Below are 24,887 nucleotides of genomic sequence, written 5' to 3'. Positions count from 1 at the left end.
CAGGAGGCAGCTATGAAACAGGAAATACTTCGTTTTGAAAATGTGACCTGCAAAAAAGACGGGGTTGTTTATTTGGATAATTTCAGTTTTTATATGACTGCAGGTGAGATCGTAGGGTTGCTTTCTGTCAATGACCGGGGGATCAAAGAACTGATCGAACTGACGGCAAAGAACCATCCTATTGATGCAGGAAGAGTGTATATGGGTGGCAAACTGGTAAACAGTTATTTAAATCAGGAGGAAACATCTAACCGTATTTACCAGATCGACCAGAAAAGCTCTCTGATCAATAATCTGTCTATAACGGATAACCTGTTTGTTATGCGCCCAGGATTTAAGAAACAGGTGATCAATGAATGGGTTTTAAGAGAACAGGCAGACAGAGTCTTAAAACAGCTTTCCATGGATCTGGATCTGAATAAAAGGGTGGAAAGGCTTACTACCATGGAGCGGATCATGGTGGAGATCGCCAAGGCCTATTTAATGGGAAGCAAGCTTTTAGTGGTGCTGTATCCGGAAAAACTGATCGGTCAGGCAGATTTCCCGCAGTTTCACCAGCTTTTAAGAAAAATGCAGAGCATGGGGATCTCTACGCTGTATTTCTGCTATCATCACTGGATCATGTTTAAGATCTGCGACAGGATCGCCCTGTTTTCCAGAGGAAGGATAAAAAAATTATTTGAACCAGAGGAATTCAGGGAAGAGGCTATAGCTCCCTATATTTATTATTTTAAAGAAAATACAGTATTTAAGCCGAAAGTGGATCAGGGATATATGCTGGAGCTAAAAAACATTACAGATGGGGACATACATAACCTGAGTCTGGGAATTAAGCCTGGGGAATGCATTACGCTTTTGGATTCAGATGACCAGATCATGGACCGGCTGACCGGGATCCTTGCAGGGGAATACGTGGACTATGAGGGAGATATTTTCTGCTCACACAAAAAAATGGAAAAAAAAGTAAAAAGCAGCCTGGACCGGGGAATGATCGTTTTAGATGATAATCCAGCGCAGTCTTTCCTTTTTTCGGAAATGTCCTATCTGGAAAACCTTACCTTTTTACTGGACCGTAAATTAAAGAAAAGCATTTTAAAGCAGTCATATATTAACAGTGTGCGCAGTGAATATTATGGGGAAGCAGGAGATGTTATTGACACAAAATATATTGCTTCCCTTTCTTTAAAGGAAAAATATGGGCTGATCTATAATAAAATAAGCCTGTTCCATCCTAAGATCCTGGTGGTAAAAAAGCCTTTTGCTTATGGGGATATGCATTGCCGTACCTATATTTTAAAACGGATGCAGGAACTGAAGGCAGCAGGAGTATCTATTCTGCTTTTGACCGGCTATCTTACAGATTGCGTATATATATCAGACCATATCGGGATCGTAAAAGACGGAAGTTTTTCCGTACTGTTAGAGCCACAGGAGTACGGGATCACCAGCAGACTTTTTTGATAGATGTCTGCATTATTCTGAAAAATGTCTACCCTATTCTAAAAAGTGTCCCCTTGTTAATTCCTCCTGTTCTGTTATAATTTTCTTAATAAAAGAACAGGAGGGGTAAATGATAATGGAACAGTTAATGAGAGAAAAACTCCTTACAGTAAAAAAAGAGATGGAAGGCTTTATGAAGGAAAGCGTTCCATTTTGGCTTGAAAATGGAATCGATAAAGAATACGGCGGTTATCTGGTATGCTTTGATTCCAAAGGAAAGCTGATGAAGGAATTGGCAGTATTAACTCCTGAGGATAAAATGATCGTAACCCAGACACGTATGATCTGGGGATTTTCGGCACTTCTTCGCAATGGCCTGGCAAAACGTTATGGCTGGGAAGAAAAATGCAAAGAAGCAGCAAAACAGGGTGTAGATTTCTTCATTGATAAATTCTGGGATAAGAAGAACACCGGCTGGGCATGGGTAACAGACCGGAAGGGAAATGTCCTGGATAATGGGAAACTGGTTTACGGACAGACCTTTGCAATCTATGCGTTAGCTGAATATTATATGGCTACCGGTGATGAGCGAGGTATCGAATATGCGGAAAAAACCTTTGATGCTCTGAAAAAATATGCAGCAGACACTTTCTACGGCGGCTATTTTGAGAACTTCAAAGAGGACTGGACACTGGAAAGTGCCGGAGTTTATGGAGGAGACCTGAAATCCCTGGATATCCACATGCACACCATGGAAGCATATACAACTCTTTATGAGGCAACCCACAAGGAAGTACATAAGAGAGCTCTTCAGGAAATCATTGATATTGTGTTAAAACACATGGTTGATTATGATTTCTGGTGTGGAAGAAATCAGTTTAGTATTGATTTTACACCAAAGCCGGCTATTTCCATTCGCAGAACCTGGAATTATGACAGAGATCCGGAAAGTGCTAACAAAAATCCATTAGATACTACTTCTTATGGACACAATATTGAACTGATCTGGCTGTTGAACCGTGCATATGAAGTGCTGGGACTTCCGCCTGCCAGAGAATTTACCAGAAAATTTGCAGATTACACACTGGCAAATGGCTGGGACAATATCCACGGCGGTATTTACAGAGATGGAATGCACGATGGCCGTATTGTTGTAACAGATAAAGAATGGTGGCAGAACTTTGAGTCACTGACAGGTTTCCTTGATTCTTATCAGGCTACTGAGGATGAGAGATATCTGGATACCTTCATAAAGTTATGGGAATTTGATAAGAAATATTTCTATAATCCGGAGGTTGGAGAGTCCAGACAGTTGCTTTTAGCAGATGGAACACCGGTGATCGATGATACCGGAAATCAGTGGAAATGTATTTATCATACAGACCGTGCTATGATGGAGTGCTGTCTGAGGATCGAATCACTGACGGAATAATGTCAGCGCAGTCGCAAAGCATCTTTGAAAGGAAGCAAATATGGGAGAAAAGAAGGCAGAGGTGCCTGTGGGGAAAGAACTGGTCCGAATGACAGGCATTATGAAAGAGTTTCCCGGTGTAAAGGCCTTGGATAATGTAAAACTGGACCTGTATGCTGGAGAGGTGCTGGCACTGTTGGGGGAAAACGGTGCAGGTAAGTCAACACTGATGAAGATCCTTTCAGGTGTTTATCAGAGAGATGATGGAGAGATCATCCTGTTTGGGAACAAGATCGGTGAGTGGGATGCAAATAAGGCAAAAAATGCCGGTGTGTCCATTATCCATCAGGAATTAAATATGTGTACTCATTTAAGTGTGGCGGAGAATATTTTCCTGGGACGGGAACTGATAAAAAATGGCCGTCTGGACAATGAACGTATGAACCAGGAAACAAAAGAGATCCTTCATAAGTTAAATATTGATATTGATCCAAGGGAACAGGTCAGTGAACTGGCTGTATCCAAACAGCAGATGGTGGAGATCGCAAAGGCACTTTCACAGAATGCCAAAGTATTGATCATGGATGAACCTACTTCAGCACTTACATCTAAGGAGATCGATGAGCTGTTTAAGATCATCCACCAGTTAAAGTCGGAGGGTATCGGTATTATCTACATATCCCACCGTCTGGAGGAACTGCAGCACATTGTAGACCGTGTTATCATCATGCGCGATGGAAAATACATTACCCAGATGCCGTATGATATTAACAGGATGGATGAGATCATTGCCAACATGGTAGGACATGAGATCAAGGAGAAATTCCCAAGAGTGTCCTGTGAAAAAGGCAAAAAGATCCTGGAAGTAAAGCATCTGAATGCAGGAAGAATGGTCCGGGACATTAATCTGGAATTATATGAAGGTGAGATCGTAGGAATTGCAGGACTGATGGGTGCAGGACGTACAGAAACAACCCGTGCGATCTTCGGTATTGATCTGAAAGAAAGCGGAGAGATCTTTATTGATGGAAAAGAGGTAAAAATCAGCTGTCCGGCAGATTCCATTAAAGCAGGTCTGGTACTGGCACCTGAGGACAGAAAAAAAGACGGTCTCTGTACAAGACTTAGTATTGCAGATAATATTGCCCTTCCGAATCTGGATATACTTTGTGAAGGTCCAGTGGGGACTGTAAACCGGAAAAAAGAAAAAGCAATGGTTGATAATGCTGTAAAAGCCCTGAAGATCAAGCTTCCTAACGCACAGGTAGATGCAGGAAGCCTTTCAGGAGGAAATCAGCAGAAAGTGGTAGTTGCCAAGTGGCTGGCCAGAAATTCAAGAGTTGTTATCTTTGATGAGCCTACCAGAGGTATTGATGTAGCTGCCAAGGTAGAGATCTATAACCTGATGAATCAGCTGAAGCAAAATGGCATTGGTGTTATGTTTGTTTCTTCTGAAATGCCAGAGGTAATGGGAATGAGTGACCGCATTATTGTTATGTGTGATGGCCGTATTACCGGAGAACTTTCAGCAGAAGAGGCCACCCAGGATATGATCTTAACTAAGGCAACGCAGTTTGAACAGAAAACAGCGTTATAACGAATTTTGGATTTAATCTCATCAAGGAGGGACAATATGAGTAGTTCAAGTGATAAAAAGCCCGGTGTACTGGGGCGTTTCCTTTCCCAGAGGGGAATGGGACAGGTTATAACCGTAACAATAGGTCTGATCGTTTTATGTCTGGTGTTTGGATTTATCAATCCTAATTTCTTTACTTACAGAAATACAGCGAACCTGCTGCGCCAGATCGCACCTACACTTCTGATCGGTGTAGGACAGTCCTATGTATTATTCACAGGAAATATCGATCTTTCTATTGGTTCTGTAGTAGGTATGAGCTGTATGATCTCAGCAACCCTAATGTGTCATGGAATGAATCCATGGGTTGCAATGGTTATCACATTGGTTGTGTGCCTGTTAGTTGGTTATGTAAATGGCATTCTGGTATCAAAATGCAAGCTGCCACCTTTCATCGCAACCTTAGGTACAATGACAATTGCAAGAGGTATTGCACAGATCGTCAATGGTAATTACAATACAGACTCCATTGGTGAAGCTGCAAAAGGTTTCCGTACCTTCTTCTACAGTGGTAAGATATTAGGTATCTTCAGTGCTTTCTGGATCGCTCTGGTGATCTGGTTCATCTTTAACTACATAATGAGCTGTACCAGAACCGGCCGTCATATTTACGCAACAGGAAGTAATATTGATGCAGCAAGACTTTCCGGTGTTAATGTAGACAATACAGTTATCTATGTTTACATTGTAGCTGCTTTCTGTGCCTGCATAACAGGTCTGATCACCTGTGCTTCAACTGGTACAGGTACTATGGATGCTGGTACATCTTATGAAATGTATGCAGTAGCAGCTTCTGTAATCGGCGGCGTATCTACATTAGGTGGTTCCGGTATTTTACTTGGTACTGTGATCGGTTCCGGTATCTGGGGTGTTTTACAGAATGGTCTTCAGTTTGCAGGAGCACCGGTTGCTATCAGAAATATCGTGATCGGTATTATCGTAGTTGTTGCAGTACTTATGGATGTAATCGTAAGAAGCGGCAGAGGCAAGAGCAAAAAACATAAAAACAACTAAAAAATAAGTAAAATGAAGGTAAAGACGAAGGTAAAGCATAAAAATGCTTTCACAATAAAGAAAGGAAAGGTATAGTATTATGAGGAAAAAAGCGATTTCAATGATTCTGGCGGCAGCACTTGGTTCTGCATTATTAGCAGGCTGCTCATCTGCTCCAAAGGAGACAACTGCAGCAGCTACAACAGCTGAAACAACTGCAGAGGAGAAGAAGGAAGAAAGCAAAGCTGAGGAAACCAAAGCAGAAGAGAAGAAAGAAGAGGCTGCTGGCAATGATATGCTGTCCGGGGAAACAGGAGACATTGCAAAGGCCGGAGATGGAAAAGGACAGAAGGTAGTTCTTATCACCATTGACTCTATGGATCAGCACTGGGTAAACATGGACAAGGGCTGCAAGAAGGCAGCAGAAGAGCTTGGCTGTGATTATAAGTGGATCGCTCCTGATGTAAAAGATGACGCAAAGCAGATCGAGTGTGTAAACAATGCAGTAGCTGATGGCGCAACCGCTATCCTGGTAGCTGCAAATGGTCCTGACGCTATCACAGCAGCTCTGGAAGAAGCAGATCAGGCTGGTGTTAAGATCGTTCAGGTTGACTCTTTTGCAAATTATCCTTGTGTACAGAAGTTAGGAACTGACAACCGTGCAGCAGGAAAGACTGCTGGTGAGCAGGTTCTGGCAGCTCTGGAAGCTAAGGGAGTTAAAGAAGGCAAGATCGGTATCGTTTCTGTAAACGCAGCAACCACTTCTACTGTAGACCGTGACGAAGGCTTCCGTTCCGCATTTGAAGGAACCGCTTTTGAGATCCTTGAAACACAGTATGCAGATGGCGATGCAGCAAAATCTAAAGATGCAGCAGCTAACTTTATTTCCCAGGGTTGTGTAGCACTGTTTGGTGCAAATGAAGGCTCCTGCGTTGGTGTTGGTAATGCAGTTGCAGAAGATGGAAATAACATCGTAGCAGCAGGTATGGATAAGTCTGATGCGGTTATCCAGCTGATCAAAGATGGTGCCCTGATCTGTACAATGGCTCAGAATCCTGATGTTATGGGTTATGAAGGCATGTATGCAGCAATCACCGCTATTAATGATGGAAAAGTAGCTCCTGAATATATTGATACTGGCGTTTCTATCTTAAATTTAGATGCAGTTAAATAATCAGGCTGTTTAAAGAAACAAAGTGAGAAAAATATGCTCCGGCAGGTATGTCAGCCTGCCGGAGCTGTTTTCATTGCTGCACATAATGTACTCTCGGAATCTTTTTGTACTTGATTTTGCGAGAAGATTTTTTGTCAGTTGTGCCCAAATTTCTGAGGCGTTGGCGTTGCGTCCGCCTCTGAAATTCGGGTGCAACTGGCGGAAAATCGGCCGCAAAGGCAAGTGCAGGAAAGACTCCGAGAGTACATCTTAGAAGAAGGGAGAGACTGTATGTATCTGTATGGATTTGATATTGGAGGCACAAAATGTGCAGTGATCCTGGCGAAGGTGGAAGGAGACCAGGTAGATTTTCTGGAGCGGTATGAGATGAAAACACTGGGAGATTGGAAAAAGGTCCTTGATGAATTATCTGAAAATGCTTTGATGATAGCAAAGAAATATGGGCTGACAACAGGGACTGAGGGTGAAAATTGTGTTATCTGTGGGGGAATTTCCTGTGGCGGTCCTTTAAGTCCCGACAGGAAGTGGATATTATCGCCGCCGAACCTTCAGGGCTGGGCTCAGGTGCCTGTAGTGGAATATCTTGAGGAGAAGCTGGGAATCCCTGTGAAAATGGAAAATGATGCAGATGCAGGAGCTTTGGCAGAATGGAAGTTCGGGGCCGGAAAAGGCTGTCAGAATATGCTCTTTCTTACTTTTGGCACAGGTCTTGGTTCCGGTCTTATCCTTAATGGACAGTTATACCGGGGAAGTACCGGCATGGCTGGGGAAGCAGGTCACATACGTATGGAACCTGAAGGACCGGAAGGATATGGAAAAGCAGGAAGCCTGGAAGGTTTCTGCTCTGGAGGAGGTATCAGCAGGCTTGCCGGATATTTTGGCACAGAAGGGAGTGCAAAGGAGCTGGCAGAACGGGCTGAGGCCGGAGATGAGAGAGCTTTAGCAGTGTATGCCAGATGCGGAGCTGTTTTTGGAAGAGGTCTGGCTATCCTTATAGACCTTTTAAATCCGGAAAAGATCGTGGCAGGTTCTGTTTATGCCAGGAGTCACCATCTTTTAGATAAGACCATGTATGAGGAACTGGAAAAAGAAGCGCTCCCCATGAACCGGGCGGCCTGTGAGATCGTACCGGCGGCTTTAGGAGAGCGGATCGGGGATTATGCGGCTGTAGTTGCGGCAGTTAATTCTTTGTCCATTTTATAGCTGCAGATACATCCAGCATGCCGCCTGTTGCTGTTTTGCCCTTTAATGGGGCCAGTTTATGTACAGTTGATAAAATAGCTGTTTTTATGTCCTGAAGGCTTAAGTCAGTTCTTGCAGAGTAGATCAGGGCGGCAGCACCTGTTACCATAGGAGCTGCCATGGAGGTTCCGCTCATATAGGCGTAAGAATCACCGGGAATGGTGCTTAAAATATAGGTTCCGGGAGCTGCCAGGTCTACGGAAACAGCGCCATAGTTGGAGCTGTCATCTAAGCGGCCGTTGAAAAGCAGGTTTCCTACAGTGATCACATTGTCATAAGGGAGACTTGCCGGGTATACAGGAGATTTATCAATGTCATAACCTACCTGGTACTGATTACCGTTTCCGGCAGCTACTACAAAGAGCATTTTGGAATCACGGATGGCTGCTTCAAATTCGGGAGTGCAATTACCGGAACCGAAGCTTAAGTTGCAGATATCGGCACCATTGGCTTCGGCATATTTCATGGCTTCGATGACGCTTTCAGGGGAACCTTTGCCGTCAGAGCCGCCTAAGGCTTTTAATACCATAAGCTTTACGTGGGTGTTGTCTGTAATGCCTGCGATGCCGCCATTGTTCCAGGCGGCGGCAATAGTACCGGCACCATGGGTTCCGTGGCTGTCTTCTTCCCCTGTGCAGATTTCATTGCTGTTTGAAACAAAATTCCAGCCATTCACATCATCTACATAGCCATTTCCGTCATTGTCAATGCCGTCTCCGGGGATCTCATCTTCATTGACCCAGATGGAATCTTTTAAGTCTGAATGAGTCGTATCGATACCGGTATCGATGATAGCTACGGTAACGGTACGTTTGTTTTCTATTTCGCTGTATGTTTTCCAGGCATCTTCAATGTTGATATCAATATTTGCCACTGCATCGGTGTTAATAGATTCGAAATTGTCCGGTCCTAAAGGAGGAAGGGCAATATCATCTATGCCATTTTCGCCATAATGGAGATAAATGTGATCCAATGTTTTGATATTTAATACTTTTTCTGTGCGGCGCAGCCGGCCAGTGTTGTGAAGGGCCCACTGATATTCGCTGTATTCATCACCGGAAGAAATGTTTTGCACACCGGGTCCGCTAAAGAAAAGGGAAAAATCCCTGCTGTTTTCCTGGGCGGCTAAGGCTGAAATGGAACAGGGGGTCAGTGTCATTGTAAGGGAAAGCAGGGTGGAAATGATGCCTGCGTGTAGTCGTTTCATGAAGGATACTCCTTTCGTGGATAGTCGGGGACACTCACGAACCCGCGCTGCCGCGCTCTGTTGCCTGCTGACGTAGGGTGGTTCGTAAGGATAGCGGGGACACTCACGAACCCGCGCTGCCGCGCTCTGTTGCCTGCTATCGCAGGCGGTTCGTTCGTTAATGGTCCAAGAAAAACAAATGCCACCTGCGGTGTCGCTTGTTTTTCTTTTGGACGCATTACATTATACCATGTGAGCTGTGAGGAAAGTATGACATTTTTCTGAAGAAATATGGTATACTTGTTATATTCTTGTTAAAAATCTTTCAAGGGGCTTGAGAGTTTGGAAGGTAAACAGCTGTGAAAATTGTGTCTAATAACTAATAAGTAGAATGCAGTGTCATCAGGGGGAAAGAAGATGTATCAGAAGTATAGTATTGGAACTATGGCTAAGCTGATGGGGATCTCGTCAGAGGCGATTCGGTATTATGAGAGCAGGAACATTATCAGTCCGGTCCGGGATCCGGAAACTGGCTACAGATATTATAATACATGGGATTTTCATATGCTTTTAAGGGCCAGACATTACCAGAACTATGGTTTTTCCCTGGAGGAAATAGCAGAATTGTTCAGAAGCCATGAATTGGCGGAAATACGGGGAAAAATGGTGGATCAGGAAGAGATGATCCAGCAGGAGATCATCCGTCAGATGAATCTTTTAAAGCGGATCAGACAGAGCCAGCAGGTGCTTCATGATGCAAAAGAAAACGTAGGGAAGTTCAGGATTGAGGAACGGCCGGGTATTTACCGCATGAATACCCAGAAAAATTATACTTTATTTAAAAAGAAGGAACAGCTGGATCTGATCTCAGAATGGACAGAAAAAGAGCCATTTGTTTTTTCATGTGCTGTATTTTATCAGAAAAATATTGAAAAAGGAGAAACAGAGTTTGATTTTGGAATGGGACTTCGGGAAGAGTATGCACAATTTTTAAATGTAAAGGAGTCAGAGCTGGTACAGTATTATCCACCTTGCCTCTGCGTCCACACCTGTATTCCATCCCGGTCAGGAAAGTATTTGTCACTGGAGAGTTTAAAGGAAGGCTTCCGGTATTTGGAGCAGAATGGATTAAGCCTTGCAGGGGATATTGTGACCCAGGTAGCCTGCATGACCAAGCCGGAAGAGGAGTATTTTAACTGGCATATTGTGTGGTTTCCTATTAAAGAAGCATAAGAAAAAAAGAAAAATTTGGAAACCAGCAAATAAAAAGAGTGACATTGTTAAGAATACTACAAAACTATTGAAAAATGATTGTGCAGAGTGCAATAAAACACTCTGCATTTTTTGTGCAAAAAATCAACTTGACCTTAAAACCACTTTAATTGTTATAGTAGTGGCAGATAAGCAAGTTAAAAAAGTAACAAACTAATTAACGAACATATTTAAACCACTTAAAAGTGAAAGGGGAAAAGGTCATGAGTGAACAGAAGAAGACAGTATTGATCACCGGAGGAGCTATGGGACAGGGACGTGCCCATGCAGTCAAGTATGCGCAGAACGGATTTAATGTAGTTCTGGCAGATATGCTGGATCCAGAAGATGAAAGATTCCAGGAAACCATCAAAGAATTAAATGAATTAGGCGCTGAAGTTTTAGCTGTTAAGGCAAACATCTGCAGTACACCTGATATGGAAAATTTATTTGCAAAGGCATGGGAAAAGTTCGGACGTTTAGATGTGGTTATCGCCAATGCGGGCGTTATTAACTTTGGAAACACCTGGGAGCTGACAGATGAGCAGGTAGAAAAGGTTATTAACATTGACCTGATCGGTACCTGGAGAACTGACAAGTACGCAACACAGTATATGTTAAAGCAGGGCTTCGGAAGGATCATCAACATTGCTTCTACCAGTGGTCTTTACGGAACTCCAAAGTTAGCTACGTATTGTATGGCTAAATGGGGAGTTTTAGGCCTGACCAAGACCCTGGCAAAAGAAGTTGGAAGCAAGGGGATCATTGTTAATGCACTTTGCCCAACCAAGGTTAAGACTCCAATGTGCGAAACCCAGAGCTATGTAGAGTTCATTAATGAGCTGACTGGAAAGAACTTTAAGGATTATAAGGAAATGTACGCAGGAGTTCCTTTCCTGGATGTTGAGGATATTTCTGATATGGTTTACTGGCTTGGAACCAGCCGTGCAGCTGGTAAGTTCAACGGCAGAGACGTTGCCCTGGATCTGGGAACCCTTCAGTGCTAGTACATCGTTTCGTAAACCATGTATTAGTATGCTGAATAAAATGGTGGTGCTGCCTGTAGGGGCCACCACCATGGATAATAGTAAACAGAAGTTGGGGATAAAAGGAAAATGGGTAATTTTGGTTTTAAAAATGTATCAAAGAGAAACAATATTGACCTGATGGAGTACCTTTGCTATGGACTGGGAGATTTCTCCTTTTGCTTCATTTACGGAGCCATTGGTTCTTACATTGTTTTCTTTTATACAGATGTGGCTTGCATCAGTGCAGCTACAGTAGGAACGGTACTTTTAGTTAGCAAGATCTTCGATGGTATTTCTGATATGATGATGGGATATATCATTGAAAATGTCCATTCACCGCTTGGAAAAGCAAGACCGTGGCTGTTATGGATGGTAATTCCGTACTGCATCGGCTGTGTTCTGTTGTTTACAGTACCGGATTTCAGTGAAACAGGAAAGGTTATATATGCATTTATTTCCTATAACCTGATGGCAACCTGTATTTTCACTTCCATGAACGTGCCATACGGTGTTTTAAGCAGCGTTATGACAAACAAGCAGAACGAAAGAGCACTTCTTTCTATCAGCCGAGCAAGTTTAGGAGCTTTAGGCGTATTCGTGATCAGCTCCTATGCCCCTGATCTGGTAGAAAAATTTGGCGGTGGACCTGCCGGCTGGCAGAAGACATTCCTGTTAGTAGGTATCGTTTCTATCGGGCTGTTCCTGATCACATTTTTGGGTTGTAAAGAGCGTGTTGGTTCCGGTGTTATGGAACAGAAAACAGGAAAAAAATCTTCTTTATCCTTATTACAGGGTGTGAAGATCCTGTTTGCTAACAAATATTGGTTCATCATGCTGATGGTCAACATTTTTTACACTGCAATGACCAGTCTTTACGGTATGAACATGTATTTTGCAAAATATGTTATGCAGGATGCAGGTTATAATAAGACCATGATGATGTGTTCTACTTTTGCATCCATTCTGGTTCCGCTGCTTCTGATACCGGTTGTACAAAGAATCGGAAAACGGAATGTAGCGCTCTACGGAGGCGCTGGAATGGGTATTGCAGGACAGGTTGTCCTGATCCTGTTTGCAGAGCAGTCCATGGGACTTATGTATCTGGGACTGATCCTTCGTGGAATGGGTGTTGCATGTATTTCAGCTACCAAGTTTGGTATGATCGCAGACAGTATTGAGTATGGAGAGTATAAAACAGGTACCCGTGCAGAAGGTTTTGTATATTCCGCTGCATCTTTAGGGGTCCGCGTTGGTTCTGCTCTTGCGTCTGCAGTTATTGGCTGGGTGTTGGGAGCTTATGGATATGACGGCAAGCTGGCAGTGCAGAGTGAAACTGCAATGAAGGGCATCCGCATCATGTTCTACTATGCACCATTAGCTGTATTTATTGCTATTCTGGCACTGCTGGTGTTTTATAAACTGGACCGTGAGTATGACGGCATCATGAAAGTCTTAGATGAGCGCCACAAACTTGCGGAACAGGCAAATGCATAAAGTTTTATAAGTCACATTTTTAAGGAGAGTTTAGAGTATGAATATCACAAAAGCAACTCGCTGGAGAGTGTTTGCCGGTGTATGGCTGCAGAGTTTATTTACCTCTGCTACTGCTTACTTCAGTCTGTTTTGTATCCCGTTAACAACCAAATTTGGATGGAGCGATTCCGCATTCGCACTGGCATATACCATTTATATGTTTACATACTGTGCAGTTGGCTTTATCGGCGGTTCCTTAGCTGAGAAGATCAGCCCAAGAAAAACCATTTACATTGGTCTTTGCCTTTTTGCAGGCGGCTGGTTCTTAACCGGTTTTGCATCCAGCATCCCACAGCTGTATGTATTTTACGGATTAATGGCTGGTGCCGGCGGCGGTATGATCTACCCGGCATGTCTTCCTACAGCATTAAAATGGTTCCCTGACCGTTCCGGTTCTATTTCCGGTCTGGTTCAGGCCGGCGCTTCCTGCGGTCCTTTCATTATGAGTCCTATTGCCCAGACTCTCATTGACCGTGTAGGCGCACAGATGACCTGCCGTATCCTGGCAATCGTATTCCTGATCGGTGTTGGTATTGCAGCAGCAATGATCGTTCCTTGTCCGGAAGGCTGGGCTCCAGAAGGCTGGAAGCCATCCGCTGAGCAGGTTAAGGTATTAAAAACAAAAGATTACAGCATGGGCGAAATGGTTAAGACACCTGTATTCTGGGTACTGTTATTAATGTTCATTTTTGCAAATGCAGCCGGAACCATGATGGTTTCCTTCACAAGCCCTATTGCACAGCGTCAGGTTGGCCAGACTGCAATGACCGCTGCATTATGTGTATCCATTATGACACTGGCTAACATGTGCGGACGTATTGGATTTGGTTTTATCTACGATATCTTAAAGGGCTGGAAGAGCCTGATCCTGTTAATGGTCATCAACGGAGTTTCCATGTTAATGCTGACTCAGGCTACTACACTTTCATACTTTATCGTATGTATCGTTTTAGTAGGTTTCTCCTTTGGTGGATTGTTAGTAGTATTCGCACCAATGGTACGTATGATCTTCGGTTCTAAATTCTACAACCGTAATTACGGTCTGATCTTCATCGGATATGGTATCGGTGCTTTCGTAGGTCCTAAGATCAGTGCTTACTTCTACGATACCACCGGTCAGTACACCATGGGCTTCATCGGATCTGCATTATTAGCAGTTGCAGCCATCGTACTGATCGTGATCGCACAGAAGATGGCAGCAAAGATGGAAAATGCATAGTAAGAAGTACAGTATGAAAATGCTTTTATGCCCAATCTTGTGATCAGATTAAACAATGATGATGCCAGGGTCCCAAGTTCAAAAATCCTCCTGCAAGCAAGCTTGCATCGGATTTATGACCTTTTGACCCTGGTATCAAAAAATAAAAGTTTGTAAAAAAACGGAAACTGGTGCAGCTATGTACCTGTTTTCCGTTTTTTTTATGTACCCGGAAGTTTAAAATAAAATGCTTGAAGCATATGCCCTTCTGCTTTATAATAACAGGGAAAGCCCCGGAAGGTTACATGATTTCTGGGTTATTTTTTTGAAATAAGGAAATGAGGATAAGACAGAATGGAAATAAAAGCACAGATCACCAAAAAACTGCAGAAATACAAAGCGGATGAGATCAAAACCCTATATCAGCTGATGCTCAGAGTATTATCCGGCAATGATGATTTCCGTATGGTACAAAATGCAGATACAGATGATCTGCGTCCTGTGATCGAAGGGGAGACAGGAGAAAAGATCGACTTTGCAATGGAGTCCATTATTTCAGGAGGATCCCTGAAACTGTGGCAGGACATTCAGGCAGAGGAAGCGGAAAAAGTAAAATTAAAGAAGGCAGACAGAATTGAGAGAATTGCATCTGTTATGAGCGATTCTGCTTTATTTGAAGGCTTCTGCCTGGCTTTTTATGGAAAAGATGAGATGTTGGCAGTTCTGTGTGATGAGTATGGCTGCATGGAAGCTTACGAAGCCTTATCACAGGATATTGTATACAGAAAAAGAAGAGCTTATATGCGCATGCTTTCTGACTATGTGCTGGCAGCTTCCCATCTGTATGGTGTAGTGGCTCTTCATGACTTTGAGCTTCTGCTGCGCCATTACGAAAAGAATCTGGATGATTTTGAAGGCTACGCAAGAGAAGAAGGAAGCTATCGCAATACCATCCTTTTCCAGCCAAGATATTTAGGGATTTGTACCTTACAGCAGCTGATCGGAGATACAGTTCCGGAGGTACTGGCTACCATGGACGGTCTGTTTGTACATCCTTCTTTTACAGAAGATTTCCAGAACGAACAGAAGGAAATGGTAAAAGCATTTGCAAAAAAGGGCGGACAGAACGTGGAGGAAAAGGATTTCGACCAGTTTTTTGCATCTGCAGGGGAGAAAACTTCCTACAGAAAGCTGCTGCGTGACACCATGGACAAGCCAATGTACCTTCCAGCAAAAGAAGAATTTTTAAAGTATGTAAACGAAGACTACCATGTGATCTCCACTGCAGAAAAGAATTTAAGAAACTATCTGAAGGGAAAATATGGAAAAGAATTAGAAGCAGCGGCACAGGCAGCAGGGACTACCCCGGAGGTATACTTAGAAGTCTTTATTGCAAAGCTTCGTGATATGGGCACAGATGTAGGAAAAGGTGGAGCAGAGCCAGATCCTCAGGCGCAGATTCAGTTTGTTTTAAATACCTTAAGACAGATCGGAGCATCTTTTGAGGATATCAAAGATGCAAAAGAACCACTGCGCTATGCAATGGAGATGTCCAATGCAGAACATTTATGGTGTAACAGGGGATTTAGCGCAGATGGACTGGCAGTGCGCATGGCTGCAGAGAAGAAAAATACGGACATTGCAGCAGGTCTTTTAAATCAGGGCAAGGCAAATGGACAGGTAGTCTGTAAGACTACAAAAATCTATCCAAATGATCCATGCCCATGTGGAAGCGGCAAAAAGTATAAAAAGTGCTGCGGAAAGAATCAGGCATAAATATGAATCAATACGAGATCTTGAAGCATTATTTTGGATATGATACCTTTAGGGATGGACAGGAAAAACTGATAGGTGCCATTTTAGAAGGAAGAGATGTCCTTGGCATCATGCCAACGGGGGCAGGAAAGTCCCTTTGCTATCAGATACCGGCACTTATGATGGGCGGGATCACACTTGTGGTTTCGCCTCTTATATCCTTAATGAAAGACCAGGTAAGCAACTTAAACCAGGCTGGTATCCTGGCAGCTTATTTAAACAGTTCTCTTACGCCTGGTCAATATAGAAAGGTACTGGAATTAGCCAGAACGGGAAGATATCCTATTATATATGTAGCGCCGGAGCGTTTGGTAACAGAGGATTTTCTTCGGTTTGCCTTAGATCCACAGGTAAATATTTCCATGGTGGCAGTGGATGAAGCACATTGTGTTTCCCAGTGGGGACAGGATTTTAGGCCAAGTTATCTGAAGATCGTAGATTTTATTAAACGTCTTCCAAAGCGGCCTGTAGTCAGTGCTTTTACGGCTACTGCAACTGCAGAGGTAAGGGATGATATCATAGACATTCTTATGCTTCAGGAACCAGAAGTTTTAACCACCGGTTTTGACCGGACCAATCTGTATTTTGGAGTACAGACACCTAAAGACAGATATCAGGCATTAGTAGAGCTGTTAGAGCAGCATAAGGCAGAAAGCGGCATTGTCTATTGTCTTACCCGCAAGATCGTGGAAGAAGTATGTGAAAAGCTGATCAAAGAAGGCTTTTCTGTCACCCGCTACCATGCAGGCTTAAGTGATGCGGAGCGAAAGCACAATCAGGAGGAGTTTATCTATGACAATGTGCGGATCATGGTAGCTACCAATGCTTTTGGAATGGGAATTGATAAGTCAAATGTGCGCTTTGTTATTCATTATAATATGCCGAAAAATATGGAATCCTATTACCAGGAAGCAGGAAGAGCAGGCCGCGATGGGGAACCGGCGGAGTGCATTCTTCTTTACGGGGGACAGGACGTAATTACGAACCAGTTTTTCATTGACCATAATCAGGATAATGAAGCCTTAGACCCTATGACAAGACAGTTAGTTATGGAGCGGGACAGAGAACGTCTGAAAAAAATGACTTTTTACTGCTTTACCCATGAGTGTCTGCGGGATTATATCCTACGTTATTTTGGGGAATACGGCAGTAATTACTGCGGAAACTGTTCCAATTGTCTTACGCAATTTGAAAATACTGATATAACAGAGATGGCAAAAGCACTTCTTTCTTGTATTGAAACCAGCAGACAGAGATATGGGGCAACAGTGATCATTGATACAGTCCATGGAGCAAATACGGCTAAGATCCGGGGCTATGGGATGAATGAAAATCCAGAGTATGGCTCACTGGCGAAAGTTCCGGTATACCGTCTGCGCCAGATTTTAAACCAGCTGCAGTTAGACGGGTATATTACAGCTACCAATGATGAATATGCAGTTTTACGTCTGACGACCAAGGCCGGATCTGTGTTAAATAATGAAGAAACAGTATGGATGAAGCTGGCAAAAGAGCAGACAAAAAGTGAGCAGGAAACACAGAAGAAGAGCAGGAAGAAAAAGAGCGCCCTGGCCGGAGCAGGTGATTTTACAGAGGCAGAGGAAACATTATTTGAAATGCTGCGAAAGCTTCGGGTACAGATCGCCAAAGAAGAAAAAGTTCCTCCTTATATTGTATTTTCTGATAAGACACTGGCCCATATGTGTATTATAAAGCCTGCAAATAAGGAAGAAATGCTTTCTGTATCTGGTGTGGGAGAGTTTAAATATGAGAAATATGGAGAACGTTTCCTGGCAGCGATCAGAGAACAGGCATAAAACTGTGATCTGATACCTTTTTGTAAAGATGTTGTAAAGATTTTGAGAGTACATCGAGAGTACATAAAGATAAGAAGGAGAAAAATGGAGAAGAATATGGAAGAGAACAATTTAAAAGGTGCTGGTAAAACCCCAGGAACAGCAGACCAGGCAGAAACTCCACAAACACCTCATAAGCGCCGTGTCCGTTACAAAGGAACTCATCCAAGATCCTATAAAGAGAAATACAAAGAACTCCAGCCGGAAAAATACGGGGATACCATTGCAAAGGTCATTAGTAAGGGCAGTACACCTGCAGGTATGCATATTTCTATTATGGTAAAGGAAATTTTGGATTTCCTGAACATCCAGCCTGGACAGACCGGACTGGATGCAACCTTGGGATATGGTGGTCATACCAGCCATATGTTAGCCTGCTTAAAGGGCGAAGGCCACATATATGCTCTGGATGTGGATACCATTGAAATGGAAAAAACCAGAAAACGTCTGACAGATAAAGGCTTTGGACCGGATATTTTAACTATTAAGCATTTAAACTTTGCAAATATTGACCAGGTGGCAGAGGAAGCAGGGGGATTTGACTTTGTTTTAGCTGATCTGGGAGTTTCTTCCATGCAGATCGACAATCCAGACAGAGGTTTTTCTTTTAAAAATGAAGGCCCGCTGGACCTGCGTCTTGATCCTTCTAAAGGAGAAACTGCGGCGGAGCGTTTAAAAAAACTTAATTTTGAAGAATTAAAGGGAATGCTGGTGGAAAACTCAGATGAGCCATATGCAGAGCAGATCGCAAGAAAAGTGATGAATGAGAAGAAGCATGGCAGACCCATTGAAACAACTACCCGGTTAAAAGAAGTGATTGAAGAAGCACTTTCTTTCCTGCCGGAAGCAGAGAAAAAAGAGGCGGTAAAGAAATCCTGCCAGCGCACCTTCCAGGCACTGCGTATTGATATTAACAGTGAATTTGAGGTATTGTATGCATTTTTGGATAAACTTCCAGGTGCATTAAAGCCAGGGGGGAGAGCTGCGATCCTTACCTTCCATTCCGGCGAAGACCGCCTGGTAAAGAAAGCCTTTAAAGAAGGCTTAAAAGCCGGGATCTACAGCCAGATCAACCAGGATGTGATCCGCCCGTCTGCAGAAGAATGTGCCAAAAACGGAAGGGCTAAGTCTACAAAGCTTCGCTGGGCAGTGAAAGCGCAGGAGTAAAGGGAAGAATATGCAAAAATAAGCGGCCTTTTATTGCCAGTGCATTTAAACTGTGTTAAGATATGAGTTGCTTTGTACTGTACGAAAGAGAGGAAATAATTGTGACAGCTTATCTGATCGTCTGCCCGTTGGTATTTCTGGCAGGTCTTGTAGATTCCATTGCCGGAGGCGGGGGACTTATTTCTCTCCCTGGATATCTGATCGCAGGGGTTCCGGCCCATCTGGCTCTTGGAACCAATAAAATGGGTTCTACCATAGGAACTTCCATTTCTGCGGTGAGACTTTTAAAACATGGTTATTTAAAAGGAAAAATGAAAATGGCCATAGCATCGGCAGTCTGTGCTATGACAGGTTCTGTTCTGGGAGCAAAGGTGTCGCTGCTGGTTTCAGATTCTGTGATCCGGCATATGATGATCGTGGTCCTTCCGATCGTAGCTTATCATGTATTAAAAAACAAAAACATGGGAGAAGATGAAAATACAGGAACCGTTCCTTACAAAAAGATGTTTCTGATCTCTGTGACCGCGGCTTTCTTCATCGGCTGTTATGACGGTTTTTACGGACCGGGTACAGGAACTTTTTTACTGCTTGTATTTACAGGAGCAGCAAAAATGGATACCCGCAGCGCATCCGCACAGACGAAGATCATTAATCTTTCATCTAATGTGGCAGCACTGGTGACATTTATTATAGCAGAAAATGTTTATTATCCTCTGGGACTGGCAGCAGCAGCCTGTTCTGTAGCAGGCAATTACCTGGGCTCAGGGCTGGTAGTCCATGATGGCCAGAAAATCGTCCGTCCGGTTGTTCTGGTGGTACTGGGGATCTTATTTATAAAAATTCTGACGGGTCATTAAAAGGAGAAATGCATTATGAAGTGGAAAAAATTCACTCTGACTACTACCACAGAAGCAGTTGATCTGGTAAGCAGCATGCTGGATGATGTGGGTATTGAGGGCATTGAAGTAGAAGATAATGTGCCTCTTACAGAAAAAGAAACAAAAGGCATGTTCATAGATATCCTTCCGGAGCTTCCGCCGGATGAAGGTGTTGCAAAGGTAAGCTTTTATCTGGATGATGATGACCAGGTAGAGGAGACGCTTCGCCGTGTGGAAGAAGGACTGGATGAGCTGGCTGCATATACAAATCTGGGACAGCGTTCTATCGAAGCTTCTGAAACGGAAGATAAGGACTGGATCAACAACTGGAAGCAGTATTTTAAGCCTTTTACAGTAGATCATATCCTGATCAAGCCAACCTGGGAGACTATTCCGGAAGAACACAAGGACAAGCTGTTAGTACAGATCGATCCGGGAACTGCTTTCGGAACCGGTATGCATGAAACGACTCAGCTTTGCATCCGCCAGCTGGAAAAATATGTCCACAGCGAAAGCGAGATCCTGGATGTAGGAACGGGAAGTGGTATTTTAGGCATTACTGCTTTAAAACTGGGTGCAAAGGAAGTCTGGGGAACAGATCTGGATGAAAATGCCATTACAGCTGTTGGTGAAAATCTGGCTTCCAACGATATAAGCAGCGACCGTTTCCATGTACTTCAGGGAAATATCATTGATGACAAGGCTGTTCAGGACTGGGCCGGATATGAGAAATATGATATCGTAGTTGCTAATATTTTAGCAGATGTTATCATCATGCTGGTAAAAGAGATCCCGGTACACTTGAAAAAGGGTGGATATTTCATTACTTCCGGTATTATCAACCTGAAGGAAGAAGCAGTCCGGGCTGCATTTGCTGCCAGTGAAGAACTGGAAGTTGTAGAGATCACTTATCAGGGAGAATGGCTCTCTGTTACTGCAAGAAAGAAATAGGAGCCTTACATGTATCATTTTTTTGTGGATCCTTCTGCCATTGGAGAGGGAAAGGTAAAGATCACAGGAGCAGATCTGAACCATATGAAAAATGTGCTCCGCATGAAGACCGGGGAAGCAGTGCTTATCAGCGACGGTACAGGAAAAGATTATAACTGTCAGATAGAAAGCTATGCAGAGGGAGAAGGGATTTTAGAGATCCTTTCTGAAAACGAAGACAGCAAAGAGCTTCCTTCCAGAATATGGCTTTTTCAGGGACTGCCAAAATCAGATAAAATGGAAGTGATCATCCAGAAGGCTGTGGAACTGGGGGCTGCAGGTGTGATTCCGGTTGCCACCAGAAATGCAGTGGTGAAGCTGGACGCAAAAAAAGCAGAGGCAAAGGTACGCCGCTGGCAGGCTATTGCAGAAAGTGCAGCTAAGCAGTCAAAGCGCAGCTATATCCCACAAGTGGGAATGGTGATGAGCTTGAAAGAGGCATTTTCCTATATAGAAGAACAGAAATTTGATCTGTCCATGATCCCCTATGAGCTGGAAAAGGGAATGGACGGAATAAAGCAGGTATTAGGCAGACTGGCACCAGGACAGCAGATCGCAGTGTTTATCGGACCGGAAGGTGGATTTGACGAGGAAGAGATTAAGCTTGCCCTGAAAATGGGAGTAAAGCCCGTAAGCCTTGGAAAGCGGATCCTGCGCACAGAAACAGCAGGACCTGCTATACTGGCTCTTTTGATGATGAAGCTGGAAGGAGCATTTTAATGGAAGCATATTTTGATAATTCAGCCACAACAAAGGCTCTGGACTCTGTCCGGGATATTATGGTAAAAACACTGATGGAAGATTTCGGAAATCCTTCTGCTAAGCATACAAAAGGCATGGAGGCAGAGAAATACATCCGTCAGGCTGCAGCCGATATTGCAAAGACCTTAAAGGTAAAAGACAAAGAAATCCTGTTTACTTCCGGGGGTACAGAGTCTAATAACATGGCACTTATTGGTACGGCCTTGGCAAACCAGAGAGCAGGAAAGCATATTATCAGCACCAGGATCGAGCATGCCTCTGTGTATCAGCCGCTGGCATTTCTGGAGTCCTTAGGTTTTGAGGTGACTTATCTTCATGTGGATCACAATGGACATATTTCACTGGAAGAACTGGAGCAGTCTTTGCGTCCGGATACTATTTTAGTGTCTGTTATGTATGTAAATAATGAGATCGGCGCTATTGAACCAATTGATGAGATCGGGCGTCTGGTACATGGAAAAAATCCAAAGACCGTATTTCATGTAGATGCTATCCAGGCATATGGGAAAATAGTGATCCGTCCCAAAAAACAGGGCATTGACCTGTTAAGTGTCAGCGGACATAAAATCCATGGGCCAAAGGGCGTAGGTTTCTTATATATTGATGAAAAGGTAAAGATCCGTCCTTTGATCTATGGCGGCGGCCAGCAGAAGGATATGCGTTCCGGTACAGAAAATGTTCCCGGTATTGCAGGTCTTGGCGTGGCAGCAAAAGAAATGTATACAGACCACAGCGCCAAGATGGAGTATCTTACAGGCTTAAAGGACTATCTGATCCTTAGGGCGTCTGAAATGGAAGGCGTTACAGTCAATAGTTTAAAGGGGGCAGAAGGGGCTCCGCAGATCGTAAGTTTAAGCTTTGAGGGAGTAAGAAGCGAGGTACTTCTTCATGCCCTGGAAGAAAAAGGCATCTATGTTTCTTCCGGTTCTGCCTGCTCATCTAATCATCCGGCCATCAGCGGTACTTTAAAGGCGATCGGGGTGAAAAAGGAATTACTGGATTCTACTTTAAGATTCAGTTTTGGGATGTTTAATAAAAAAGAAGAGATCGACTATGCAGTGGATGTTTTAAAGGAGCTTCTGCCGGTGCTTAGGAGATTTACTATAAAATAGCAGGCAGATAAGCGCGTCAGCGCAGGTTTGTGAGCCTAGATAAAAACAAAAGAAAGGAAGTATTATGCAGTATCAGTCATTTTTGATCAAGTATGCAGAGATCGGCACAAAGGGTAAAAACAGATACATGTTTGAAGATGCCCTGATCCGTCAGATCCGTTATGCTTTAAGCTCTGTAGACGGTGAGTTTGATGTTACAAAGGAATCCGGCCGTATTTATGTAAAGGCTTTAGGAGAGTATGAGTATGATGATACCATTGAAGCGTTAAAGCGTGTATTTGGTATCGCTGATATCTGCCCTATGGTGCAGATCGAGGATAAGGATTATGAGAACCTGAAAAAGCATGTAGTAGAATATATGGATCAGGTATATCCGGACAAAAATATTACTTTTAAGGTAGATGCCAGAAGAGGGGATAAGCAGTACCCTGTAAGCTCTGAGCAGATCAACCGGGATATGGGTGAGGCGATTTTAGAGGCTTTCCCACAGATGAAAGTGGATGTACATCATCCGGATGTACTTCTTCGCGTGGAGATACGCCAGAAAGTGAACCTGTTCTCCCTGATGATCCCAGGACCAGGCGGTATGCCTATTGGCACCAATGGACAGGCAATGCTGTTGCTTTCCGGCGGTATTGACAGCCCGGTTGCAGGCTATATGATCGCAAAACGTGGAGTGAAGATCGATGCTGTTTATTTCCATGCGCCGCCATATACCAGTGAGAGAGCAAAACAGAAGGTAGTTGATCTGGCAAATCTGGTAGCACGTTATTCAGGCCCCATCAATCTGCATATAGTTAATTTTACAGATATCCAGCTTTATATTTATGAGCAGTGCCCACATGAGGAGCTGACCATTATCATGCGCCGTTATATGATGCGTATTGCACAGGCGATCGCTGAGAAGACAGGTTCTATTGCGCTGATCACTGGTGAGAGTATCGGACAGGTGGCTTCACAGACGTTACAGTCATTGGCTTCTACTAATGAAGTGTGCACTATGCCTGTTTTCCGTCCGGTGATCGGATTTGATAAGCAGGAGATCGTGGATGTTTCTGAGAAGATCGGTACTTATGAGACTTCAATCCAGCCATATGAGGACTGCTGTACTATTTTCGTAGCAAAGCACCCGGTTACAAAGCCAAATCTTAAGGTGATCAGAAATTCTGAGCGTCATCTGGAAGAAAAGATCGATGAGATGGTGAAGACTGCGCTGGATACTGTGGAAGTTATTGCTTGCCGCGGCTAGTACATCGTTTCGTAAATAACTGTACTAATCACGTAGGATGCGGATTTGAGTGTGCAGGTCTAAAAACGCAGGCGTAGCGGGCTACGCTGAGGCTTTTAGGCCTGTGCAATCAGATTCGCAGACAAGTGAGTGGTATAGTTATTTCGAAAACGATGTACTAGTGTACTGTATCATTCACTTTCAGCAAAATGACGCAGAATGAATTTTCAATCTGCAAGGCGGAGGAATGAGGCGATGCGGTGGCATCGTCGATTGACGACAACACAGCAGATGGAAATTCAGGCAAGTCATTATGCGAAATGTGAATGATACAGTACACTGGGTTTAAGGCCGGTGGCCGAAGTGTTCGAAAGGGGGTTCTTCATTCTATAAAACATTGTTCGCTGGCCTTCGCTTGCGTCAGTTCGCCTGCGCCGGACTACATCCGTCACAGACGTACAGCTGCGCTCAGGATGCGTACAATTGTTTTATAGAAAGCGAACCCCTGCAACGTTATTTCTGGCTAAGAAGACCCGCCGGTGAGCGGAAAGCGTTATATAAAAAGAGAGCCGCATCCACGCGGCTCCCTTCTAAACTTTAACATTAAACTCAGTCGATGATGTATGGAGAAAGTGTAGCAAGAATGCTGTCTACGTCATTCTCAGCATGAATGTTCAGATCGATCGGCTTGGACAGATCCAGACTGAAGATACCCATAATTGATTTTGCGTCGATGACATATCTGCCGGAAACCAGATCAAAATCAACATCGAACTTAGCTAAATCGTTTACGAAAGATTTAACCTTATCAATGGAATTTAATGAAATTCTAACTGTTTTCATAGGAAGCCCCTCCTTGTGTGGTATGTAAATCATTTTTGCAGATAGAACTGCTTACTGTTAATACTAAAGGTCAGGTGTATAAAAGTCAATAGTGAGATTGTATGAAAATCATTGGTTACAGTTCAGTAACGATCATTGAGAGGT

At 43.6% G+C, this 24,887-nt stretch carries 20 protein-coding genes; 18 read left to right on the top strand and 2 right to left on the bottom strand.

Going from position 1 to position 24,887, the window contains the following annotated elements; genetic code table 11:
- The first annotated feature begins 12 nt into the window (after positions 1-12).
- From OGM16_01735 to OGM16_01710, 6 genes are all read left to right on the top strand, one after another.
- Positions 13-1,461, top strand: coding sequence for an ATP-binding cassette domain-containing protein (locus OGM16_01735; protein UYJ47024.1), 1,449 nt, complete (start codon positions 13-15; stop codon positions 1,459-1,461).
- 109 nt (positions 1,462-1,570) lie between these two features.
- Entirely contained in the window at positions 1,571-2,872 is a 1,302-nt protein-coding gene (locus OGM16_01730; GenBank protein UYJ47023.1) for an AGE family epimerase/isomerase, read from the top strand.
- Between the two features lie 40 nt (positions 2,873-2,912).
- A complete protein-coding gene (locus OGM16_01725) occupies positions 2,913-4,448 on the top strand; it encodes a sugar ABC transporter ATP-binding protein (protein ID UYJ47022.1) in 1,536 nt (511 codons plus the stop codon).
- A gap of 36 nt (positions 4,449-4,484) precedes the next feature.
- Entirely contained in the window at positions 4,485-5,501 is a 1,017-nt protein-coding gene (locus OGM16_01720; GenBank protein ID UYJ47021.1) for an ABC transporter permease, read from the top strand.
- 79 nt (positions 5,502-5,580) lie between these two features.
- Complete coding sequence (locus OGM16_01715; protein UYJ47020.1) at positions 5,581-6,654, top strand: substrate-binding domain-containing protein; 1,074 nt, start codon at positions 5,581-5,583, stop codon at positions 6,652-6,654.
- A 270-nt stretch (positions 6,655-6,924) separates the two neighbouring features.
- Positions 6,925-7,857, top strand: a complete 933-nt coding sequence (locus OGM16_01710) for an ROK family protein (GenBank protein ID UYJ47019.1) — start codon at positions 6,925-6,927, stop codon at positions 7,855-7,857.
- On the opposite strand, the gene OGM16_01705 is transcribed toward OGM16_01710, so the two are convergent.
- Positions 7,835-9,103 carry a S8 family serine peptidase gene (locus OGM16_01705; protein UYJ47018.1) on the bottom strand — a complete coding sequence of 423 codons (1,269 nt, stop codon included), beginning with the start codon at positions 9,101-9,103 and terminating at the stop codon, positions 7,835-7,837. The two genes, OGM16_01710 and OGM16_01705, sit on opposite strands and share 23 nt — an antisense overlap.
- 396 nt (positions 9,104-9,499) lie before the next feature.
- On the opposite strand from OGM16_01705, the gene OGM16_01700 reads away from it, so the two are divergent.
- The 12 genes from OGM16_01700 to thiI all read left to right on the top strand — a co-directional run bounded on the left by OGM16_01700 (position 9,500) and on the right by thiI (position 23,921).
- Positions 9,500-10,315: a MerR family transcriptional regulator gene (locus OGM16_01700; protein ID UYJ47017.1), complete on the top strand. Its 816-nt coding sequence runs from the start codon at positions 9,500-9,502 to the stop codon at positions 10,313-10,315.
- Positions 10,316-10,557: 242 nt separating this feature from the next.
- Entirely contained in the window at positions 10,558-11,340 is a 783-nt protein-coding gene (locus tag OGM16_01695) for an SDR family NAD(P)-dependent oxidoreductase (protein UYJ47016.1), read from the top strand.
- A gap of 108 nt (positions 11,341-11,448) precedes the next feature.
- On the top strand, positions 11,449-12,855 hold the full coding sequence (locus OGM16_01690; protein UYJ47015.1) for an MFS transporter: 1,407 nt from the start codon (positions 11,449-11,451) through the stop codon (positions 12,853-12,855).
- Positions 12,856-12,892: 37 nt separating this feature from the next.
- Positions 12,893-14,113, top strand: a complete 1,221-nt coding sequence (locus OGM16_01685; GenBank protein UYJ47014.1) for an OFA family MFS transporter — start codon at positions 12,893-12,895, stop codon at positions 14,111-14,113.
- A gap of 333 nt (positions 14,114-14,446) precedes the next feature.
- Entirely contained in the window at positions 14,447-15,868 is a 1,422-nt protein-coding gene (locus tag OGM16_01680; protein ID UYJ47013.1) for an SEC-C metal-binding domain-containing protein, read from the top strand.
- 2 nt (positions 15,869-15,870) lie between these two features.
- Entirely contained in the window at positions 15,871-17,724 is a 1,854-nt protein-coding gene (recQ, locus tag OGM16_01675) for a DNA helicase RecQ (protein ID UYJ47012.1), read from the top strand.
- Positions 17,725-17,820: 96 nt separating this feature from the next.
- Positions 17,821-18,930 carry a 16S rRNA (cytosine(1402)-N(4))-methyltransferase RsmH gene (gene rsmH / locus OGM16_01670; protein ID UYJ48370.1) on the top strand — a complete coding sequence of 370 codons (1,110 nt, stop codon included), beginning with the start codon at positions 17,821-17,823 and terminating at the stop codon, positions 18,928-18,930.
- Between the two features lie 101 nt (positions 18,931-19,031).
- Positions 19,032-19,787, top strand: coding sequence for a TSUP family transporter (locus OGM16_01665; protein ID UYJ47011.1), 756 nt, complete (start codon positions 19,032-19,034; stop codon positions 19,785-19,787).
- 15 nt (positions 19,788-19,802) lie between these two features.
- A complete protein-coding gene (gene prmA, locus OGM16_01660; GenBank protein ID UYJ47010.1) occupies positions 19,803-20,759 on the top strand; it encodes a 50S ribosomal protein L11 methyltransferase in 957 nt (318 codons plus the stop codon).
- A 9-nt stretch (positions 20,760-20,768) separates the two neighbouring features.
- Positions 20,769-21,518: a 16S rRNA (uracil(1498)-N(3))-methyltransferase gene (locus OGM16_01655; GenBank protein ID UYJ47009.1), complete on the top strand. Its 750-nt coding sequence runs from the start codon at positions 20,769-20,771 to the stop codon at positions 21,516-21,518.
- The gene (locus tag OGM16_01650) at positions 21,518-22,672 is read left to right on the top strand and encodes a cysteine desulfurase (protein UYJ47008.1); all 1,155 of its coding nucleotides are present in this window, start codon (positions 21,518-21,520) and stop codon (positions 22,670-22,672) included. The genes OGM16_01655 and OGM16_01650 overlap by 1 nt, the downstream gene beginning before the upstream one ends.
- A gap of 64 nt (positions 22,673-22,736) precedes the next feature.
- Positions 22,737-23,921 (top strand): tRNA 4-thiouridine(8) synthase ThiI, encoded by a 1,185-nt coding sequence (gene thiI, locus OGM16_01645; GenBank protein ID UYJ47007.1) that lies wholly within the window; start codon positions 22,737-22,739, stop codon positions 23,919-23,921.
- 588 nt (positions 23,922-24,509) lie between these two features.
- Here the strand turns inward: thiI and OGM16_01640 are convergent.
- Positions 24,510-24,743 (bottom strand): HPr family phosphocarrier protein, encoded by a 234-nt coding sequence (locus OGM16_01640; protein ID UYJ47006.1) that lies wholly within the window; start codon positions 24,741-24,743, stop codon positions 24,510-24,512.
- Between the last annotated feature and the right edge of the window lie 144 nt (positions 24,744-24,887).

It is taken from the genome of Lachnospiraceae bacterium (assembly GCA_025758065.1).
Lineage (GTDB): Bacteria > Bacillota > Clostridia > Lachnospirales > Lachnospiraceae > Enterocloster.
This window is presented reverse-complemented; position numbering and strand designations above follow the sequence as displayed.

What these genes read in the sequence shown, in the direction of transcription:
- OGM16_01735 (UYJ47024.1), top strand. Translation starts at nt 13, where the DNA reads ATGAAACAGGAAATACTTCGTTTTGAAAATGTGACCTGCAAAAAAGAC.
- OGM16_01730 (UYJ47023.1), top strand. Translation starts at nt 1,571, where the DNA reads ATGATAATGGAACAGTTAATGAGAGAAAAACTCCTTACAGTAAAAAAA.
- OGM16_01725 (UYJ47022.1), top strand. Translation starts at nt 2,913, where the DNA reads ATGGGAGAAAAGAAGGCAGAGGTGCCTGTGGGGAAAGAACTGGTCCGA.
- OGM16_01720 (UYJ47021.1), top strand. Translation starts at nt 4,485, where the DNA reads ATGAGTAGTTCAAGTGATAAAAAGCCCGGTGTACTGGGGCGTTTCCTT.
- OGM16_01715 (UYJ47020.1), top strand. Translation starts at nt 5,581, where the DNA reads ATGAGGAAAAAAGCGATTTCAATGATTCTGGCGGCAGCACTTGGTTCT.
- OGM16_01710 (UYJ47019.1), top strand. Translation starts at nt 6,925, where the DNA reads ATGTATCTGTATGGATTTGATATTGGAGGCACAAAATGTGCAGTGATC.
- OGM16_01705 (UYJ47018.1), bottom strand. Translation starts at nt 9,103, where the DNA reads ATGAAACGACTACACGCAGGCATCATTTCCACCCTGCTTTCCCTTACA.
- OGM16_01700 (UYJ47017.1), top strand. Translation starts at nt 9,500, where the DNA reads ATGTATCAGAAGTATAGTATTGGAACTATGGCTAAGCTGATGGGGATC.
- OGM16_01695 (UYJ47016.1), top strand. Translation starts at nt 10,558, where the DNA reads ATGAGTGAACAGAAGAAGACAGTATTGATCACCGGAGGAGCTATGGGA.
- OGM16_01690 (UYJ47015.1), top strand. Translation starts at nt 11,449, where the DNA reads ATGGGTAATTTTGGTTTTAAAAATGTATCAAAGAGAAACAATATTGAC.
- OGM16_01685 (UYJ47014.1), top strand. Translation starts at nt 12,893, where the DNA reads ATGAATATCACAAAAGCAACTCGCTGGAGAGTGTTTGCCGGTGTATGG.
- OGM16_01680 (UYJ47013.1), top strand. Translation starts at nt 14,447, where the DNA reads ATGGAAATAAAAGCACAGATCACCAAAAAACTGCAGAAATACAAAGCG.
- recQ (UYJ47012.1), top strand. Translation starts at nt 15,871, where the DNA reads ATGAATCAATACGAGATCTTGAAGCATTATTTTGGATATGATACCTTT.
- rsmH (UYJ48370.1), top strand. Translation starts at nt 17,821, where the DNA reads ATGGAAGAGAACAATTTAAAAGGTGCTGGTAAAACCCCAGGAACAGCA.
- prmA (UYJ47010.1), top strand. Translation starts at nt 19,803, where the DNA reads ATGAAGTGGAAAAAATTCACTCTGACTACTACCACAGAAGCAGTTGAT.
- OGM16_01655 (UYJ47009.1), top strand. Translation starts at nt 20,769, where the DNA reads ATGTATCATTTTTTTGTGGATCCTTCTGCCATTGGAGAGGGAAAGGTA.
- OGM16_01650 (UYJ47008.1), top strand. Translation starts at nt 21,518, where the DNA reads ATGGAAGCATATTTTGATAATTCAGCCACAACAAAGGCTCTGGACTCT.
- thiI (UYJ47007.1), top strand. Translation starts at nt 22,737, where the DNA reads ATGCAGTATCAGTCATTTTTGATCAAGTATGCAGAGATCGGCACAAAG.
- OGM16_01640 (UYJ47006.1), bottom strand. Translation starts at nt 24,743, where the DNA reads ATGAAAACAGTTAGAATTTCATTAAATTCCATTGATAAGGTTAAATCT.